Annotated in this window: 16 protein-coding genes; 9 read left to right on the plus strand and 7 right to left on the minus strand. The window is 59.9% G+C overall.

The features are described 5' to 3' along the window. The first annotated feature begins 261 nt into the window (after positions 1 to 261). The 3 genes from LPU83_RS53425 (at position 262) to LPU83_RS53435 (ending at position 3,519) form a co-directional block, all read left to right on the plus strand. A complete protein-coding gene (locus LPU83_RS53425; RefSeq protein WP_082321224.1) occupies positions 262 to 654 on the plus strand; it encodes a hypothetical protein in 393 nt (130 codons plus the stop codon). A gap of 332 nt (positions 655 to 986) precedes the next feature. Next, positions 987 to 2,681: a DEAD/DEAH box helicase gene (locus LPU83_RS53430; RefSeq protein ID WP_024317675.1), complete on the plus strand. Its 1,695-nt coding sequence runs from the start codon at positions 987 to 989 to the stop codon at positions 2,679 to 2,681. A gap of 196 nt (positions 2,682 to 2,877) precedes the next feature. Further along, positions 2,878 to 3,519, plus strand: a complete 642-nt coding sequence (locus LPU83_RS53435; RefSeq protein ID WP_024317674.1) for a VOC family protein — start codon at positions 2,878 to 2,880, stop codon at positions 3,517 to 3,519. Here LPU83_RS53435 and LPU83_RS53440 read toward each other — a convergent pair. Then, a complete protein-coding gene (locus LPU83_RS53440; protein ID WP_024317673.1) occupies positions 3,516 to 4,427 on the minus strand; it encodes a DMT family transporter in 912 nt (303 codons plus the stop codon). The two genes, LPU83_RS53435 and LPU83_RS53440, sit on opposite strands and share 4 nt — an antisense overlap. A 354-nt stretch (positions 4,428 to 4,781) precedes the next feature. Here LPU83_RS53440 and LPU83_RS53445 point away from each other — a divergent pair, with 354 nt between their 5' ends. The 3 genes from LPU83_RS53445 to LPU83_RS53455 are packed head-to-tail and all read left to right on the plus strand — an operon-like array spanning position 4,782 to position 7,962. After that, positions 4,782 to 6,191 carry a circularly permuted type 2 ATP-grasp protein gene (locus tag LPU83_RS53445; RefSeq protein WP_024317672.1) on the plus strand — a complete coding sequence of 470 codons (1,410 nt, stop codon included), beginning with the start codon at positions 4,782 to 4,784 and terminating at the stop codon, positions 6,189 to 6,191. Continuing rightward, entirely contained in the window at positions 6,191 to 7,132 is a 942-nt protein-coding gene (locus LPU83_RS53450; RefSeq protein ID WP_024317671.1) for an alpha-E domain-containing protein, read from the plus strand. Before LPU83_RS53445 ends, LPU83_RS53450 begins: the two co-directional genes overlap by 1 nt. 11 nt (positions 7,133 to 7,143) lie before the next feature. Next, the gene (locus LPU83_RS53455) at positions 7,144 to 7,962 is read left to right on the plus strand and encodes a transglutaminase family protein (protein ID WP_024317670.1); all 819 of its coding nucleotides are present in this window, start codon (positions 7,144 to 7,146) and stop codon (positions 7,960 to 7,962) included. A 76-nt stretch (positions 7,963 to 8,038) separates the two neighbouring features. Here LPU83_RS53455 and LPU83_RS53460 read toward each other — a convergent pair whose 3' ends face one another. The 5 genes from LPU83_RS53460 to chvE form a co-directional block, all read right to left on the minus strand. Then, positions 8,039 to 9,472, minus strand: coding sequence for an aldehyde dehydrogenase family protein (locus LPU83_RS53460; protein ID WP_024317669.1), 1,434 nt, complete (start codon positions 9,470 to 9,472; stop codon positions 8,039 to 8,041). 71 nt (positions 9,473 to 9,543) lie between these two features. Then, the gene (gene araD1 / locus LPU83_RS53465; protein WP_024317668.1) at positions 9,544 to 10,539 is read right to left on the minus strand and encodes an AraD1 family protein; all 996 of its coding nucleotides are present in this window, start codon (positions 10,537 to 10,539) and stop codon (positions 9,544 to 9,546) included. 112 nt (positions 10,540 to 10,651) lie between these two features. Further along, positions 10,652 to 11,860: a multiple monosaccharide ABC transporter permease gene (gene mmsB, locus LPU83_RS53470; RefSeq protein WP_024317667.1), complete on the minus strand. Its 1,209-nt coding sequence runs from the start codon at positions 11,858 to 11,860 to the stop codon at positions 10,652 to 10,654. Beyond that, positions 11,857 to 13,395, minus strand: coding sequence for a multiple monosaccharide ABC transporter ATP-binding protein (gene mmsA, locus LPU83_RS53475; RefSeq protein ID WP_024317666.1), 1,539 nt, complete (start codon positions 13,393 to 13,395; stop codon positions 11,857 to 11,859). The genes mmsB and mmsA overlap by 4 nt, the downstream gene beginning before the upstream one ends. Positions 13,396 to 13,494: 99 nt before the next feature. After that, a complete protein-coding gene (gene chvE, locus LPU83_RS53480; protein ID WP_024317665.1) occupies positions 13,495 to 14,559 on the minus strand; it encodes a multiple monosaccharide ABC transporter substrate-binding protein in 1,065 nt (354 codons plus the stop codon). 273 nt (positions 14,560 to 14,832) lie between these two features. Here chvE and LPU83_RS53485 point away from each other — a divergent pair, with 273 nt between their 5' ends. Then, positions 14,833 to 15,843: a LysR family transcriptional regulator gene (locus tag LPU83_RS53485; protein WP_024317664.1), complete on the plus strand. Its 1,011-nt coding sequence runs from the start codon at positions 14,833 to 14,835 to the stop codon at positions 15,841 to 15,843. Positions 15,844 to 15,899: 56 nt separating this feature from the next. Next, the gene (locus LPU83_RS53490; RefSeq protein WP_024317663.1) at positions 15,900 to 16,373 is read left to right on the plus strand and encodes a hypothetical protein; all 474 of its coding nucleotides are present in this window, start codon (positions 15,900 to 15,902) and stop codon (positions 16,371 to 16,373) included. Here LPU83_RS53490 and LPU83_RS53495 read toward each other — a convergent pair whose 3' ends face one another. Then, positions 16,374 to 16,616, minus strand: a complete 243-nt coding sequence (locus tag LPU83_RS53495; RefSeq protein ID WP_024317662.1) for a hypothetical protein — start codon at positions 16,614 to 16,616, stop codon at positions 16,374 to 16,376. Positions 16,617 to 16,770: 154 nt separating this feature from the next. On the opposite strand from LPU83_RS53495, the gene iolG reads away from it, so the two are divergent. Next, positions 16,771 to 17,763 (plus strand): inositol 2-dehydrogenase, encoded by a 993-nt coding sequence (gene iolG / locus LPU83_RS53500; RefSeq protein ID WP_024317661.1) that lies wholly within the window; start codon positions 16,771 to 16,773, stop codon positions 17,761 to 17,763. Positions 17,764 to 17,799 lie beyond the last annotated feature (36 nt).

The raw sequence follows: 17,799 nt of genomic DNA on the forward strand, positions 1-17,799 counted from the left end.
GATCGACTATAAACGGGCGCTCTTTAACAAGGCTTTAACCATAATTGTCGCCGGCCTCGAACAGGCGCGAGCAATCCGCGCTTTCGCCGGGCACGGTCGATCAGCGATCATCCGTGGCAGCGGACCAAATCGAGTAAACATCCCGGAATTGTGGTATAGTTTCACTCGTTTCTAGAATGGACCCGTTCAGTTGGCCCGTATACCCGAACGGTTTTGCCTGACGGCTTCAAGAACAAGCTTCGTCTGCGAAAGGAGACGACCATGTCCGTACTTCATAAAAGCGTGGCGGCGGGCTTAATGGCATTGATCCTGACTGGTGCATCCCTCATCCCGGCAACACCCGCAAATGCCAACAGTGACTTCTGGGGTGGCGTCGCCGCTGGAGCCGTCGGCGGCATTCTGCTGTCGCAGGTTGCACGCCCCTACCCTTATTATGGCTACTACCCGGGCGCGTACTACAGGCCATACTACAGGCCCTACTACAACTCCTATTATAGGCCTTACTACGGCTACAGACCGTACTACAGGCCTTATTCGGCGTATCGGAGCCCCTACAGACCCTACTATTCGCGGTACTACTACGCGCCTCGCTGCCATATCGAATGGCGACGCAGCGGTTGGGGCGAAGCTTACCGGACAAGGGTCTGCTACTGAGATCTGCGTGGCTTGGGGGCGTGGCCGGGCTTTGCGGCCGCCGCTCCCTGAACCGGTGCTCTTGACTTTTGGCCCGAACTAGACCAAATGCAGGCCAGCTTTCACCTTCCGGCCGCCGCGTGAGCGTGCCCCTGCCAGCAAATAGGATGCAGGAAGAAGGACAAAAGCGCATTTCATACAGGCCGCATCCCAAGACGCGGCAGAAGCGCTGGAAAGCTTTTTCCAACAAGACAAGTTCCCACTTCACGCGGGGTTCTTGACGCCAGAATGACACCGGGCCGCACTCTGCGATCCGGCGGATTTGTTTTGGCGCGCCCTAAAAAGGTTATGACTTGACCAATTTTGAATCGCTTGGTGTGTCCAAGCCGATCGTCGCTACACTTTTCCAGCTCGGCATCGAAACGCCGACCCCTATCCAGGAAAAGGCAATCCCGCTTCTCCTTCAAGGCCGTGACCTCATCGGCCTCGCCCAGACCGGCACCGGCAAGACGGCTGCCTTCGGCCTGCCGCTGATCGAAAAGCTCATCCCCGAAGAACGCCGCCCGGACAACCGCACGACCCGTACGCTGATCCTGGCGCCGACCCGCGAACTGGTGAACCAGATCGCCCAGAACCTGAAGAACTTCCTGCGCAAGTCTCATCTGCGCATCAACGTCGTCGTCGGCGGCGTGTCGATCAACAAGCAGCAGTTGCAGCTTGAAAAGGGCACGGACATTCTCGTTGCCACGCCGGGCCGCCTGCTCGACCTCGTCAACCGTCGCGCCATCGGCCTCACCGCCGTGCGCTACCTTGTGCTCGACGAAGCCGACCAGATGCTCGACCTCGGCTTCGTGCACGACCTGCGCAAGATCTCCAAAATGGTGCCGAAGAAGCGCCAGACCATGCTGTTTTCGGCCACCATGCCGAAGGCGATCGCCGATCTCGCTGCCGACTTCCTGACCGATCCGGTCAAGGTCGAAGTCACGCCTCCCGGCAAGGCTGCCGACAAGGTCGAACAGTATGTTCACTTCGTCAACGGCAAGAACGACAAGACCGATCTCCTGAAGAAGTCGCTCTCCGAAAACCCCGATGGCCGGGCCATCGTATTCCTGCGCACCAAGCACGGCGCCGAGAAGCTGATGAAGCACCTCGAGCATGTCGGCTATTCCGTTGCCTCGATCCACGGCAACAAGAGCCAGGGCCAGCGCGAGCGCGCCCTCAAGGCCTTCAAGGACGGCGACATCAAGACGTTGATCGCCACCGACGTCGCTGCCCGCGGCATCGACATTCCGGCCGTCAGCCACGTCTACAACTACGACCTGCCTGAAGTCGCCGAAGCCTATGTCCACCGTATCGGCCGTACGGCCCGTGCCGGTCGCGACGGCATCGCGATTGCCTTCTGCGCGCCTGACGAGTCGCGCCTGCTGCGCGACATCGAGCGCCTGATGAGCATCAACATCGCCGTTGCCAGCGGCGAAGCCCCTGCCAACATGAACGCGACCCCACGCCGCGGCAATGGCAACGGCAATGGCGGCAACCGCGGCCAGGGTCGTGGCGGTGAAGGTCGCGGCGGCGAAGGCCGTGGCGAACATAACCGCTCGGGCGGTCGTCCGGAGCGTCGTCCGCGTCGCGAAGGCGAAGGCGGCGAAGTGCGCGCCAACAACGAGGAACGGCGCGAGCGTCGTCCGCGTCCGGAGCGCCAACCCCAGTCCCAGCGCAACGAGGACTTCCGCGGCCAGCGCCGTGGCGAGCCTACGCCTGCCGTCGGTCCCGACAATGATCTGGCCACGACGTCCGACTTCCGTGCGGCCCGCAATTCGCAGCGCCCGCAACATGGCAACCATGCCAATGGCAGTGATGCAAACCGTCATCATCCCGGCGGTGGCGCACGCAACGCCCACGGTCGTGCGGCCCGCAAGCACGGTGAAGACCGCGGCGCGCAAGCCAATGCCGGCGGTGGCGAGCGCGGCGAACGTCGCGAAGGCAACGGCGGCAACCGCCGCCCTTCGCGCGGTGGCAACGGTGGTCAGCGCCGCGAACGCGCCTGATTAAAGAGAGGGGGCGGGAGAAATCCCGCCCTTCAAAACGTGCGTCTTGAGGCGCCAGATCGATTCCCATTATTTCAATCCTACCTTGTAGCAACCGGTCAGCTGCGTTAGCATGAGGGTGCTGCTGTAGGGCGCGTCGGCCTCAGGCCGGAGGGGCGTTGCCCGCCTACGACAACGTCGAATGTAGTGCGCGCCCATGCCCAATATCGAAAACCTTCGAAAGCAAGCCAAGACCTACCTGCGATGGCATCGCCAACGGTACTATCCCGTGGCGGCGCAAATCAGGTGGATCCTGCCCGGATATCGAGACCAAAGCGATCGAGAGATACTGGACGCAGATTTCAAGCTCAGCGACGCCCAGGAGCTTGTTGCCAGAAAGCATGGCTTTGCGAATTGGCCGGCGCTGATCAAAGGGATCGAAGCCATGACAGACACGCCAGTCCTCAATAGCAACGGCTCGCTTATCATATCGGCGCAGCCGCAACTCTTCGTCGCCGACCTCGATGCCGCATTCCGGTTTTATGTCCAGCAGCTCGGCTTTAAAGTCGCATTTTCCTATGGAGAGCCGCCGTTTTATGCCCAGGTCTTTCGCGATGGCGCCTGCTTGAATCTGCGAAAGGTCGGCGTGCCAGCTTTCGATGCCGGCTTCAGAGCCCGAGAGGTCGATGCCCTTTCCGCAACCCTGACACTCGACGATCCGAAGCCGTTGTTCCTGGAATATCAGGCGGCCGGTGTCCCGTTTCATCAGTCTCTACGGACCGAGCCATGGGGTGCACGCACCTTCATCGTGCGGGATCCGGATGCAAACCTGATCGCCTTTTCAGGCGGCGATATCTAGGCGCGCCTCATCGTGGCCATATCTCGTGAAGGCACGCTCGCCGGTCGGTTCGTCAGATAGACGCCGGCAACGACCACGATGGTGCCGAGGATCAGGGGCAGCGTCAGCGGCTCGCCGAAAGCGATAAAGGCCTCGAGCGCCACCGTTGGCGGCATCAGATAGATGAGCGAAGCCGCCCGCGAGACCTGACCGCGACGGATGAGATAGAGCAGCAGTCCGACGCCGCCCATCGAGAGCCCGAATACCGACCAGATGAGCGCCGCGATGGCCTGCGCCGACGCATCGAAATGCATGCGCTCGAAAGTAAGCATCAGCGGCAACGTGACGATCAACGCACCGACATATTGTAGCGTGGCGATCGGCAGAAGGTTGCCGGTCTGCAGATGTTTCTTTTGATAGAGCGTTCCGTAAGTGACGGAACACATGGCGATAAGGTTGATTGCCAACGGCAGCGCCGCATGCGCCAGATCAGCGGTGGCGGGATCGAAGAGCTTCGGCGATATCGCCATGGCGATGCCGAGGAAACCGAGCAGCAGACCAAGCCTCTGGACGCCCTGCAGGCGCTCGCCGACGAGCAGCGGCGCAGCCATTGCCGTGAGAAGCGGCTGCAGGGCGGCAATGATGCCTGATACCCCCGCCGGCACGCCATTCGCGATCGCCCACCATAGGCCGGCGAGATAGAAGCCATGCAGGAACACACCGGAATAGACCGCCTTGAAAGCAACCGCCCTGCCGGGCCACGCCGCGCGCATCACCAGGCAAAGGCTGAAAAACGCCAGCCCCGACAACGCGTAACGCACCGCAAGGAAGGTAAAGGGCTCCGAGTGGAGGGCGGCGTATTTCGCCACGACCCAGCCGGTCGACCAGAGAAGAACGAAAATGGCGGGTGCAAAGCGATCAAGCGACATAAATTGATCCTGGGGGCAATGGATTGCGGTGGGGATAGCCGACCGATGGGCTGCCCGTCAAAGGCGAACCGCTGATCCTTACCTGAAGTTTCGTTGATGCTGGGCGCAGCCTCCATCCGACCCTGCGCCCGAAATTGAATCGGATGCCGATTTGAAAATGATCAACTGCTCACATTTTGAGCGATCGCTGAGGATTGACGACAGGAGCGCCGACGCCTGCTTTCGATAAATGCCCAGTTTTTCGACTGTTTTGGCCGTCGGAAGGTTTTTACGAATCTCGCCTTCAAACTGTGCATGGTTCTTGCATTGCTATTTGCATTGTATTCAAATGAACAAAAAAGGGGAGCCACACCTTTGGCATTTGATGAAATGATCACCGCGGACGAAAGTCCGCGTCCGCCATATGAAAAATACTTTGAGTGGTACAATAGCCAAGATCGAACGCATCTGATTGCCAAATCGCAGGACGCGGAAAACATCTTCCGCAAGACTGGCATTACATTTGCGGTCTACGGACACGCTGACTCCTCCGAAAAGCTCATCCCCTTCGACATCATCCCCCGCATCATTTCCGGCCGCGAATGGCGCAAGCTCGCTCAGGGCATCGAGCAGCGGGTCATTGCCCTCAACGCCTTTCTCGATGACATCTACCACAAACAGGAAATCATTCGCGCCGGGCGCATTCCGCGTGAGCTGATCGAGAGGAACGATACCTTCCTGCCCGAGATGATCGGCTTCCGGCCGCCCGGAGGGGTCTACACCCACATCGTCGGCACCGATATCGTGCGCACCGGCGAGGATGAATTCTACGTGCTGGAGGACAACGCCCGCACGCCTTCCGGTGTCAGCTACATGCTGGAAAACCGGGAAACGATGATGCAGATGTTCCCGGAACTGTTCCACACCAACAAGGTCCGGCCGGTCGAGGACTATCCCTACCTGCTGCGCCAGAGCCTGGCATCGCTTGCGCCTCCGGGCTGCAAGGGCAAGCCGCGCGTCGCCGTTTTGACCCCCGGGATCTACAATTCGGCGTATTACGAGCACTCGTTCCTGGCCGACACGATGGGCGTCGAGCTTGTCGAAGGCTCGGATTTGCGCGTCATCGACGGCAAGGTGAAGATGCGCACAACGCGCGGCTACGAGGCGATCGACGTGCTCTACCGCCGCGTCGACGACGACTTCCTCGATCCCCTCACCTTCCGACCGGATTCCGCGCTCGGCATCCCGGGGATCATGGATGTCTACCGCTCCGGTAACATCACCATCGCCAATGCACCCGGTACCGGCATATCGGACGACAAGGCGATCTATTCCTATATGCCCGAGATCGTCGAGTTCTACACTGGGCGCAAGCCGATCCTGGAAAACGTGCCGACCTGGCGCTGTTCCGAGCCGCAAAGCCTCAGATACGTGCTCGAGCATCTGGAAGAACTCGTCGTCAAGGAAGTACACGGTTCAGGCGGTTATGGCATGCTCGTCGGCCCGACAGCTTCGAAGAAGGAACGCGCCGACTTTGGCGAGAAGTTGAAGGCGAAGCCTGCCAACTACATCGCACAGCCGACGCTTTCGCTTTCGACCGTGCCAATCCTCGTCAACAAGGGAATTGCGCCGCGCCATGTGGACCTGCGCCCCTATGTTCTCGTCTCCGACAAGGTGCAGATCATCCCCGGCGGTCTGACCCGTGTAGCCCTGAAACAGGGTTCGCTGGTGGTCAACTCCAGCCAGGGCGGCGGCACAAAAGATACCTGGGTATTGGAGGACTGATGCTCGGAAGAACCGCAAACGGACTCTACTGGATGTTCCGTTACTTCGAGCGCGCCGAGAACATCGCGCGCCTCATCGATGCCGGTCTTCGCATGTCGCTGACACGAAGCGGAACCGGTGACGACGATTGGGATGGCGTCCTGCAAAGTGCGGGCGTGCGCGAGACCTACGACGAAGGCCACAGCAAGCTGACAAGCGCTGATGCCATCGACTACCTGCTGCGCGATCGCACCAATCCCTCGAGCGTCATGTCCTGCGTCGACTACGGGCGAAACAATGCCCGTATGGTGCGCACGGCGCTGACCCGCGAAACCTGGGAGGCGACCAACGAGTTCTGGATCGAACTCAAGGCTCTGCTCTCCAAGAGGCTGAAGCCGGCGGAACTGCCTGAAGCAATCGATGCCATCAAGCATCGCGCCGGGCTAATCCGCGGCGCCTTCCATGGTTCCATGCTCAGAAACGAGCTCTATAACTTCGCGCGCATCGGCACCTTCATCGAGCGCGCCGACAATACGAGCCGCATTCTCGACGTGAAGTACTATGTGCTGCTGCCCTCGGTCTCTGCCGTCGGCACGTCGATCGACAATATCCAGTGGGAATCGATCCTGCGGTCGGTCTCCGCCCACCGCTCCTATAGCTGGGCCTATGACGGGGAGTATCGCGCCATGAACATCGCCGACTTCCTGATCCTCAATGGCCAGATGCCGCGCTCGCTCGCCTACTGCTACGAGAAGATCGTCAGCGAACTCGGCTATCTCGCCAAGGACTACGGCGAGCGGCTGCCGGCGCACGGCACGGCAGACGCCATCCGCAAGACGCTCCAGACACGTGCCATCAAGGAGATCATGGATCAGGGCCTGCATGAATTTCTCGAGGATTTCGTCACGCGCAACAACCAGCTCGGCATGGAAATTTCCGACGGCTACCGGTTCTACGTATAGGCGGGCATCACATGAAACTTAAGATCAGCCACGTCACCGAATATCACTACGACGAACCGTCAACCTTCTCGCTGCAGCGGCTGCGACTGACGCCGCCGACCATGGTTGGGCAAACGGTCCTCAACTGGTCGCTACATGTCGAAGGCGCCAAGCCTGAAGTCGAGTATGACGATCAGTTCGGCAACCACGTCAACCTGGTCTCTCTCGACGGTGAGCAGCGGACGACACGCATCGTCGCCGAAGGCGAAATCGAAACAGCAGATCAAAACGGCGTCCTCGGCCCTCACCGCGGGTTCTGCCCGCTCTGGCTGTTCCTGCGCGAGACGCCGAGGACGAAGCCCGGCAAGCTTGTCAAGGAGCTGATCAAAGGCGTGAGCGGCGAAAACGAGCTCGCCCGCATGCATGCGCTGATGTCCGGGATTCATGAGATGGTGGCCTACCGGCCCGGGACGAGCGACACGGAAACGACAGCGGAGCAGGCGTTGGAGAAGAAGAGCGGCGTCTGTCAGGACCACGCCCATATCTTTGTCGCCGCCGCGCGGAGCCTCGGGGTGCCAGCCCGCTACGTCTCCGGTTACCTGATGATGGAAGAGAAGGTCGAGCAGGCGGCGACCCACGCCTGGGGCGAAGCGCATGTCCCCGGCCTCGGTTGGGTCGGCTTCGACCCCGCCAACAATATCTGCCCTGACGCGCGCTATGTGCGTGTCGCCTCCGGCCTCTGCTACCGCGATGCAGCGCCGGTTTCGGGGATGCGCATCGGCACGCCGGGAGAAAAGCTCTCTGTCGTTGTCAAGGTGGAAGATCAGGGACAGATGCAGAGCCAGAGCTGAGCGGCTCGCCTGGGAAGAACTCACTATCGGATTAGCCGAGCCGCCGCAGGGCGGCTCGGATCGTTTTGGGCGCTCGTTAGGCCAGCGTGTAAGCCGTCTTGACGGTCGTGTAGAACTCGGCGGCGTACTTACCCTGCTCGCGCGGGCCATAAGACGAACCCTTGCGGCCGCCGAACGGAACGTGGAAATCGACGCCTGCGGTCGGCAGGTTGACCATCACCATCCCAGCTTCGGAGTTGCGCTTGAAGTGCGTCGCATGTTTCAGGCTGGTCGTTGCGATCCCGGCCGACAGGCCGAATGGCGTGTCGTTGGCGGTCGCCAGCGCCTCTTCATAATCCTTAACGCGGATGACGGAGACAACGGGTCCGAAGATTTCCTCGCGCGAGATGCGCATCTGGTTCGTGGCTTCCGTAAAGAGTGTCGGCTGCAGATAGAAGCCGGGCGTCTCGCGGGTGATGAGTTCGCCGCCAAAGGCGAGCTTGGCGCCTTCTTGTTTGCCGATCTCGATGTAGTCGGTATCGGTCTTGAGCTGCCTTTCGTCGACAACCGGGCCGATGTGGGTGCCTGATTTCAAGGCGTTGTCGACGACCAGCGTCTTCAGCTTCTCCGTTAGCGACGCGACGAACGTGTCGTGGATGCCTTCGGTGACGATCAGGCGCGACGACGCTGTGCAGCGCTGGCCGGTGGAGAAGAAGCCAGAATTGGCGGCTGCCTCGACGGCGACGTTGAGGTCGGCATCATCGAGAACGACCATCGGGTTCTTGCCGCCCATTTCGAGCTGGAACTTGCGGTTATGCTCAATCGAGGCGGCTGCGACGCGGCGTCCCGTGCCGGTCGAACCGGTAAAAGTGATGCCGGCGACATCTGCACTGTCGAGCATCGCCTGGCCGACCACCGAACCCTTGCCCATGACCAAGTTCAGCACGCCTTTCGGCAGGCCCGCACGATGCAGGATGTCGACGATCGCCCAGGAGCAGCCCGGAACGAGTTCGGCCGGCTTGAAGACGATGGTGTTCCCGTAGCACAGCGCCGGCGCGATCTTCCAGGCGGGAATCGCAATTGGGAAGTTCCAGGGCGTGATGATGCCAATGACGCCGAGCGGATCACGGGTGATCTCGACGCCGATATTCGGACGGACCGACGGAATGATCTCGCCTGCGAGCCGCAGCGCTTCACCGGCGAAGAATTCGAAAATCTGCGAAGCGCGGATCGTCTCGCCGATCGCTTCGGGTAGCGTCTTGCCCTCTTCGCGGGCAAGCAGGGCGCCGACCTCGTCCTTGCGCGCCATGATCTCGTCACCGGCCTTTTTGAGGATGACGTGACGTTCCCAGATGCCGGAGCGCGACCATGCCGGGAAGGCTGCCTTGGCGGCGGCAATGGCATTCTTGGTGTCTTCGACCGTACCATCCGCATAGAGGCCGACAACCTCGTTGGTATCCGACGGATTGATGTTCTTGGTCGCGTCCGAGCCGACCCATTCGCCGGCAATTAGGTTTTGATAAATGGTCATGGGCTGATTGGGCCTCCTTCACCGTTCTATGAAAAACGGTCCGGACGCAAAGCGCCCGGGCCTTTTCGAAATCAGAGCTGCTTGACGGCAATCTCTTCTTCGGCGGCAATCTTAAGCGGGTTGCGCAGCGGCAGGCCGAATTCGGCGACTTCGATTTCGAAGACGTCGCCCTCTTCCGCCTTTATGCCTTCCGCAAAGGAGAGCGTCGCAGTGCCGAACATATGGACGTGAACGTCGCCCGGCACGCGGAACAGGCCGTATTTGAAGTGGTGATATTCGAGGTTGGCGAAGGTGTGCGACATGTTCGCCTCGCCCGAAAGGAAGGGCTTCTCGAAGATCACCTTGTCGCCGCGCTTGATCCGCGAGGTGCCGCGGATGTCGTCCGGTGCCGCGCCGATGCGGATTTCCGGGCCGAAGCTTGCCGGACGCAGCTTGGAATGCGCGAGGTAGAGGTAGTTGATCCGCTCGGTGACGTGATCGGAGAATTCGTTCGACAGAGCGAAACCGATGCGGAACGGCGTGCCGTCTTCCGCAATCACATAGATGCCGGCCATTTCAGGCTCTTCGCCGCCGTCGAGCGCGAAGGAAGGCGAGACCAGCGGCGTGCCGGGAGCGGCCGAGCCGTAGCCGTTGCCCTTGTAGAACCACTCGGGCTGAACGCCCTTCTCGCCGGCTTTCGGCTTGCCGTTCTCAAGGCCCATCTTGAACATCTTCATCGAGTCGGTGAGCGTCTCTTCAGCCGCCTCGGAGGTCTTCTTGTGCATCGAGTCGCGCGTCGCGGCCGAACCCAGATGCGTAAGACCGGTGCCCGTCAGATGCAGGTGCGCAGCATCAGGATGCGTCATCGGCGGCAGAAACTTGCCTTCGGCATACGCCTTTTCGAGATCAACCGCATCGCCGAGGCCATGCGCTTCGATCACGGAAACCAGCGACTTGCCGCCATTTGCTGCTTCCATGGCCAGCGCGTAGACGCTGCCGGCGTTCTTGACGGCTTTCGCGATACCGCCCGGCTCGCGCACGGCGACGATGATCTCTCCGTTCGAACCCTTGATCTGCGAAATGAGCACGGTCTTCATCCTTTTTTTCGATAGCGCGGAAAATGCTCCGCCAATCCGGCTCTAGAATGAACCGGATTGGTAAGTTCACATGACTGCGAATACGTGGGCGGCGCCGGAGCGCTTAGCCCTTGTTCTTGTTGTAGACGTCGAAGAAGACGGCAGCCAGAAGCACCAGTCCCTTGACCATCTGCTGGAAGTCGATACCGAGGCCGACGATCGACATGCCGTTGTTCATGACACCCATGATGAAAGCGCCGATGACAGCACCGGTGATCTTGCCAACGCCGCCGGACGCCGAGGCACCGCCTATGAAGCACGCTGCGATAACGTCGAGTTCGAAGCCGACGCCTGCCTTCGGGGTCGCCGAGTTCAGGCGAGCCGCAACGATCATGCCGGCGAGACCAGCAAGAACACCCATGTTGACGAAGGTGTAGAAGCTCAGCCGCTCGGTGTTGATACCGGAAAGCTTGGTGGCCTTTTCGTTGCCGCCCATTGCGTAGACACGGCGGCCAATCGTGGTGCGGCGCGTCACGAAGGTGTAGGCGGCGATCAGCACGAGCATGACAACGAGAACGTTCGGCAGGCCCCTGTAGGTCGAGAGCTGGAAGCCGAGGAACAGGATCGCCAGCGCGATGATGACGTTCTGTGCAACGAAGAAACCATACGGCTCGACATCGATGCCGTGGCTCTCGTTCACCTTGCGGCGACGCCAGGCAAGGAAGAACAGCACGACCGGGATGATGACGGTCAGGATCAGCGAGGTCGAATGCAGCGGGATGCCCGCGATATCGATCATATCGCCTGGCAGGAAGCCCGTGCTGATGACCTGGAAGTCTTTCGGGAACGGGCCAATGTTCTTGCCGCCGAGCACGAACAGCGTCAGTCCGCGGAACACCAGCATGCCGGCGAGCGTCACGATGAAGGCCGGGATACGGTGATAGGCGATCCAGTAACCCTGAGCGGCGCCGATAACACCACCGATGATCAGGCAGAGAATGCCGGCCAGCACATAGTTCATTTGCAAATTGACGGTCAGGATGGCCGCTATCGCGCCGACGAAGGCGACGATCGAGCCGACAGAAAGGTCAATATGTCCGGCCACGATGACGAGCAGCATGCCGAGCGCCATGATGACGATGAACGAGTTCTGCAGAACGAGGTTCGTCAGGTTGACGGGCTTGAAGAGAATGCCGCCCGTATAGAATTGGAAGAACACCATGATCGCGACGAGCGCGATGAGCATGCCGTATTCACGAATGTTGCTTCGGATATAGTCCGCAACGGAAACGACGTTGCTTTCCTCGGTGGCTGAAGGGTTGACCGGAGTCATTGTTTCTTCTCCCCTGAGCGCATGATAGCGCGCATGATGGTTTCTTGGCTCGCCTCTCCCTTTGGCAGTTCCGCAACGATACGTCCTTCATTCATGACGTAGATGCGGTCGCACGTGCCAAGCAGTTCCGGCATTTCCGATGAGATCATCAGAACGCCTTTGCCGTCGGCGGCGAGCTGGTTGATGATAGTATAGATTTCGTATTTCGCACCGACATCGATACCGCGTGTGGGCTCGTCGAGGATCAAAACGTCGGGATCGGAGAACAGCCACTTCGACAGCACGACCTTCTGCTGGTTGCCGCCCGAGAGATTGACCGCTTCCTGGAAGATGCTGGAGCTGCGGATGCGCAGCTTCGAGCGGTAGTCCGATGCGACCTTCGATTCCTTGATACTGTCGATAACCGTGGCGCTCGACACGCCGGCCAGATTGGCGAGCGTCGTGTTGTGAACGATGTTCTCGCCGAGCACGAGGCCGAGATGCTTGCGGTCTTCGGTCACGTAGGCGAGACCGGCATCGATCGCCTTGCGAACGGTGCTGACATCGACTTCCTTGCCGTGCATGAAGACGTCGCCATGGATCTTGTGTCCGTAGGACTTTCCGAACAGGCTCATGGCGAATTCGGTGCGGCCGGCGCCCATCAGACCGGCGATGCCAACCACTTCGCCCTTGCGGACGGTGACGTTGATATCGTGCAGGACCTGGCGGTCACGATGATGCTGGTGATAGGCGTTCCAGTTCTTCACCTCGAGGATCGTCTCGCCGATCGGCACGGAGCGCGGCGGGTAACGATCGGCGAGCTCGCGGCCCACCATGTTCTTGATGATGATGTCTTCGCTGATCTCTTCGGTCTGACAGTCGAGCGTCTTGACCGTCATGCCGTCGCGCAGAACCGTGATCTGGTCGGCGACCTTGCGCACTTCGTTCAGCTTGTGCGTGATGATGATCGAGGTCAGGCCCTGGTTGCGGAACTCGATCAGAAGTTCGAGCAGCGCGTCGGAATCCCTTTCATTGAGCGACGCCGTCGGCTCGTCGAGGATCAGCAGCTTGACGCTCTTCGACAGTGCCTTGGCGATTTCGACCAGCTGCTGCTTGCCGACGCCAATGTCGGTGACGAGCGTTTCCGGCGACTCCTTGAGGCCAACCTTGCTCAGCAGCTCTTTCGTGCGCTTGAAGGCTTCCTGCCACTTGATGATGCCGTTCTGGGCGACTTCGTTGCCGAGGAAGATGTTTTCGGCGATCGACAGGAGCGGCACCAGGGCCAGTTCCTGGTGAATGATGACGATACCGATTTCTTCGGAATCCTTGAGTGCCTTGAAATGACGGACGTCGCCTTCGTAGACAATGTCGCCGTCGTAGGTTCCGGCCGGGTAGACGCCGGAGAGAACTTTCATCAGGGTCGACTTTCCGGCCCCGTTTTCACCCACCAATGCGTGGATCTCACCCTGTCGAACCTTGAGGTTCACATTCTCAAGCGCCTTCACGCCTGGGAACGTCTTGGTGATGTTCCGCATTTCGAGGATTGTATTGTCCATGGTCATAATCCAGCGCCAGCAGCCAAAAGGGGCTCGGCGATCATAAAATTGAAGACCGGAACCTGCAAGCAGCGGGTTCCGGCCAACTTGGTACAATTATTACTTCAGCTGGTCAGCCTTGTAGTAACCGCCTTCGACGAGGATCTTCTCGTAGTTGGTCTTGTCAACTGCAACAGGGGTCAGCAGGTAGGACGGAACAACCTTGACACCGTTGTCGTAGGTCTTGGTGTCGTTGACTTCAGGCTCCTTGCCTTCCATCAGAGCGTTGACCATGCCGACGGTAACCTTTGCGAGGTCACGGGTGTCCTTGAAGATCGTGGAGTGCTGCTCGCCAGCGATGATCGACTTGACCGACGGAACTTCAGCGTCCTGGCCGGAAACGACCGGGAGCGGCTGGTCCGGGGTGCCGTAGCCAACGCCCTTCAGCGACGAGATGATGCCGATGGACAGACCGTCGTAAGGCGACAGAACTGCATTGACCTTCGCGTCGGTGTAGTTAGCCGAGAGCAGGTTGTCCATACGAGCCTGGGCCGTTGCCGCGTCCCAACGCAGCGTACCGACCTTGTCCATGCCGGTCTGGCCAGACTTCACGACGAGCTTGCCGCTGTCGATATAAGGCTGCAGGACAGACATAGCGCCGTCATAGAAGAAGAAGGCGTTGTTGTCGTCCGGCGAACCGCCGAAGAGCTCGATGTTGAACGGGCCCTTGCCATCCTTGAGGCCGAGGGCGTCAACGATGGAGGTTGCCTGCAGAACGCCGACCTTGAAGTTGTCGAACGTCGCATAGTAGTCGACGTTGGCCGAGTCGCGGATCAGGCGGTCGTAAGCGATGACCTTGATACCGGCGTCATGAGCCTTCTGGAGAACGTCGGAAAGCGTCGTGCCGTCGATAGCGGCGATGACGAGAACCTTTGCGCCCTTCGTGACCATGTTCTCAATCTGAGACAGCTGGTTCGGAATGTCGTCGTCAGCGTACTGCAGGTCGGTGCTGTAACCGGCTTCCTGAAGCTGCTTGACGATGTTGTTACCGTCGTCGATCCAGCGTGCGGACGACTTGGTAGGCATTGCGATACCGACAGTCCCCTTGTCGGCAGCCATAGCCGGCATAACGAACGACGCGACGCCGAAGGCCGCCGCTGCCATCAATGAGATAATGGATTTCATATCTCTCTCTCCCTTAGTTAATAAACGCGCGGACGAAAAATCGCCCGCCCCGAAACTGTGGCAGGTTCCGTCTTGGATCATACTTCAGATGGTGAGAAACGAAGTAGGTCTCCTCCACGCTCTCACACGTGTTGAGTGCCAACCAGCACACGGCGGCAAACTGGTATGGATTCCCATAACTGTCAAATAGAATAACTGGTAAAGTGCATAACAATTTTGGTATATCGTTAAAAAGTATTACTTTTGATGGAACGCGGTTGGGAGGCCGCAACCATGGCGTTCATTTCAGACCCGCAGACGCATGCCCATGTAGACATTCCAACGGATATTTTCGGCGATGACGCCCTTTTGAGATCGGGGCTCAAGCTGAATCACCTACGGATGATCGTCGCAATCGAAGATAGCGGGCAGATTTCCGCCGCTGCCGAGGTATTGAACATTTCGCAGCCAGCGGCATCGCGAATCCTGTCGGAAATGGAGTCGATCGTTAAGACGCCACTGTACGAACGCGTCGCACGTGGCGTCGTGCTGACGACCTTCGGACTGGCACTTGCCCGACGGGCGCGAAAGATCATGCTGGAGCTGCGCGAGGCCGGCCGGGAGATTGCCGAACTGAAGACCGGAAAGGGCGGCGCCGTGTTCATCGGCGCGGTCACCGCGCCAGCCATGAGCCTCGTCGTACCAGCGATTAAGCGCGTCAGAAGCGCCCTGCCCGGCATAGAGGTCACCATACAGGTCGAAACGAGCAACGTGCTTACCCGCGAACTGCTCGCCGCCCGGCATGACTTCATCATCAGTCGCATTCCCGACGATCTCAATCCACGCCTGTTCCAGGTCCAGGAGATCGGCGTGGAGAAGGCCTGCCTGATCGTGCGGGGCGGCCACCCGCTCCTGAAGAAGAAAAAGGTCGCCACCCTCGAAGACCTTCCACGATACGACTGGGTGTTTCAGCCACCCGGGACGCTGCTGCGCCGGACGATCGAGGACCTGTTCCTCTCTCGCGGCGTGCCGCTGCCGGAAAATATCGTCAACACGTCTTCCCTGCTGCTCACCTGTGCCACGGTTTGCCAGACGGATGCGATCGCTCCAATCGCGCTTGGCGTCGCGCAATTCCTGGCGACCCACAAGTCGAAGGCATCGGATGTCCGGGTGCTGCCGATCGATTTCGACATCAACGTCAGGCCCTACAGCCTGATCACGGTCAAGGAGCGGGCACTGCCCCCAAGCGCACGGCTGCTCTATGACCTGGTGCTTGCCGAGAGCAAGAAGGCGGCTGCGAGCTGACAAGCTTTGCACCACCTTGCTCGCATTTAATGCCGCCTCCAAAGGAGGTGGCAATCATGCTGTTCGGGAAATCCGTATTCCAGTCCGTGCTCGACCGCCTGAAAGCGGAGGACGATGAGACTGCCGAACAGGATGCACCTGCTGCCGCCCGTGTGAGCGGCCTCAACACCGGCCTCGCCTTCGACGTCATGGAAGGGGTCTCGGCATCGTCAGCGCGACCCGACCAGGCGTATGTCGAGACATTCGAATTCGCCCCTGCGAAGACCGTGGCAAAGCAGTCGCCGCCTCCTGAACCCGAGCCCGAGCCCGTGATGCCCGACTATCTCGTGCGTGTCACACCGGAAAACGTTGCAGCCGAACTGGATATTTCGGCGCGCGATACGGTCCAAAGCCTGAGCGAAAAGCGCCGCGCCTTTGCCAAGAAGAATCACCCCGATCGTGTTGATCCGCCGTTTCGTGAGAACGCCACGAAACGGATGACGATCGCGAATCTGCTGATCGACCAGGCCTTGCGGCGCCTTGGCCGCTGACTACTCCGCGTCCTTCGTGTCTTCCTCGTCATCGGGAGATGGCGTGGCGGTCTCCGCCGACTGCGGCTTGTAGTTCCAAAACAGCATATAGGCCGCGTAGACGCCGGCGCCGCCCGACAGGACCGCCCAGAATGGATCTCCGGTAATGATTTCGACCAGCGCCCAGCCGAAGCAAACGGCCACAATCAGAATGCGTGCCCAGAGCGGGCGATAGGCCGGATGGTTCGGATCGATAAGTTGCATATTTATCCCGCGCCGTATTTCGATCACATGTCTTTAGGATGGATTTTACAAATGTGAAAGAGCCGCGGGCTTGACGCGGCACCCATTAAATGGAATGAAAATTCCACAATCAGCAAAATTCGGTTCATTTGTTCCGAATTCAAGGGAGGTTCTCATGACTGTCAGATTTGGTCTTCTCGGTGCCGGCCGCATTGGCAAGGTTCATGCGAAGGCCGTCAGCGGCGATGCCAACGCCAAGCTCGTCGCCGTTGCCGACGCCTTTCCGCAGGCCGCCGAGGCGATCGCATCGGCCTACGGCTGTGAGGTTCGCACAATCGAGGCGATCGAAGCCGCCAAGGATATCGACGCCGTCGTCATCTGCACGCCGACCGACACCCATGCCGATCTGATCGAGCGCTTCGCGCGCGCCGGCAAGGCGATCTTCTGTGAAAAGCCGATCGATCTTAACGTTGCCCGCGTCAAGGCTTGCATCAAGGTCGTTGACGAAACCAAGGCCAAGCTGATGGTTGGCTTCAACCGTCGTTTCGATCCGCATTTCATGGCCGTTCGCAAAACCATCGATGATGGCCGCATCGGCGAGGTCGAAATGGTGACGATCACGTCGCGCGATCCGGGCGCCCCGCCGGTCGACTATATCAAGCGTTCGGGCGGCATCTTCCGCGACATGACCATCCATGATTTCGACATGGCCCGCTTCCTGCTCGGCGAAGAGCCGGTCGCAGTCAGCGCCACCGCCGCGGTCCTCGTCGACAAGGCCATCGGCGAAGCCGGCGACTACGACAGCGTTTCGGTGATCCTGCAGACCAAATCCGGCAAGCAGGCGATCATCTCCAACTCGCGCCGCGCCACATATGGCTACGACCAACGCATCGAGGTGCACGGCTCCAAGGGTATGGTCGCAGCCGAGAACCAGCGCCCGGTGTCGATCGAGGTCGCCAACGGCGACGGCTACACGCGCCCGCCGCTGCACGACTTCTTCATGACCCGCTACACCGAAGCCTATGCCAACGAGATCGCGAGCTTCATCGCCGCGATCGAGAAGGGCGCAAAAATTGCGCCTTCCGGCGCCGATGGCCTGGCAGCGCTGGCGCTTGCCGATGCTGCCGTGCAGTCCGTCAAGGAAGGCAAACTCATCAAGATCGGCTGACGGCCCTCTCCCGACCGAAAGCCACCTGTGAGATGG

It is taken from the genome of Rhizobium favelukesii (assembly GCF_000577275.2).
GTDB classification, from domain to species: Bacteria; Pseudomonadota; Alphaproteobacteria; order Rhizobiales; family Rhizobiaceae; genus Rhizobium; species Rhizobium favelukesii.

Bases quoted from the DNA above. Each gene is read 5' to 3' on its own strand.
- LPU83_RS53440 (WP_024317673.1), bottom strand. From the start codon at position 4,427: ATGTCGCTTGATCGCTTTGCACCCGCCATTTTCGTTCTTCTCTGGTCG.
- mmsB (WP_024317667.1), bottom strand. From the start codon at position 11,860: ATGACTCCGGTCAACCCTTCAGCCACCGAGGAAAGCAACGTCGTTTCC.
- LPU83_RS53495 (WP_024317662.1), bottom strand. From the start codon at position 16,616: ATGCAACTTATCGATCCGAACCATCCGGCCTATCGCCCGCTCTGGGCA.
- LPU83_RS53490 (WP_024317663.1), top strand. From the start codon at position 15,900: ATGCTGTTCGGGAAATCCGTATTCCAGTCCGTGCTCGACCGCCTGAAA.
- LPU83_RS53450 (WP_024317671.1), top strand. From the start codon at position 6,191: ATGCTCGGAAGAACCGCAAACGGACTCTACTGGATGTTCCGTTACTTC.
- LPU83_RS53485 (WP_024317664.1), top strand. From the start codon at position 14,833: ATGGCGTTCATTTCAGACCCGCAGACGCATGCCCATGTAGACATTCCA.
- LPU83_RS53460 (WP_024317669.1), bottom strand. From the start codon at position 9,472: ATGACCATTTATCAAAACCTAATTGCCGGCGAATGGGTCGGCTCGGAC.
- LPU83_RS53425 (WP_082321224.1), top strand. From the start codon at position 262: ATGTCCGTACTTCATAAAAGCGTGGCGGCGGGCTTAATGGCATTGATC.
- LPU83_RS53455 (WP_024317670.1), top strand. From the start codon at position 7,144: ATGAAACTTAAGATCAGCCACGTCACCGAATATCACTACGACGAACCG.
- mmsA (WP_024317666.1), bottom strand. From the start codon at position 13,395: ATGGACAATACAATCCTCGAAATGCGGAACATCACCAAGACGTTCCCA.
- iolG (WP_024317661.1), top strand. From the start codon at position 16,771: ATGACTGTCAGATTTGGTCTTCTCGGTGCCGGCCGCATTGGCAAGGTT.
- chvE (WP_024317665.1), bottom strand. From the start codon at position 14,559: ATGAAATCCATTATCTCATTGATGGCAGCGGCGGCCTTCGGCGTCGCG.
- LPU83_RS53435 (WP_024317674.1), top strand. From the start codon at position 2,878: ATGCCCAATATCGAAAACCTTCGAAAGCAAGCCAAGACCTACCTGCGA.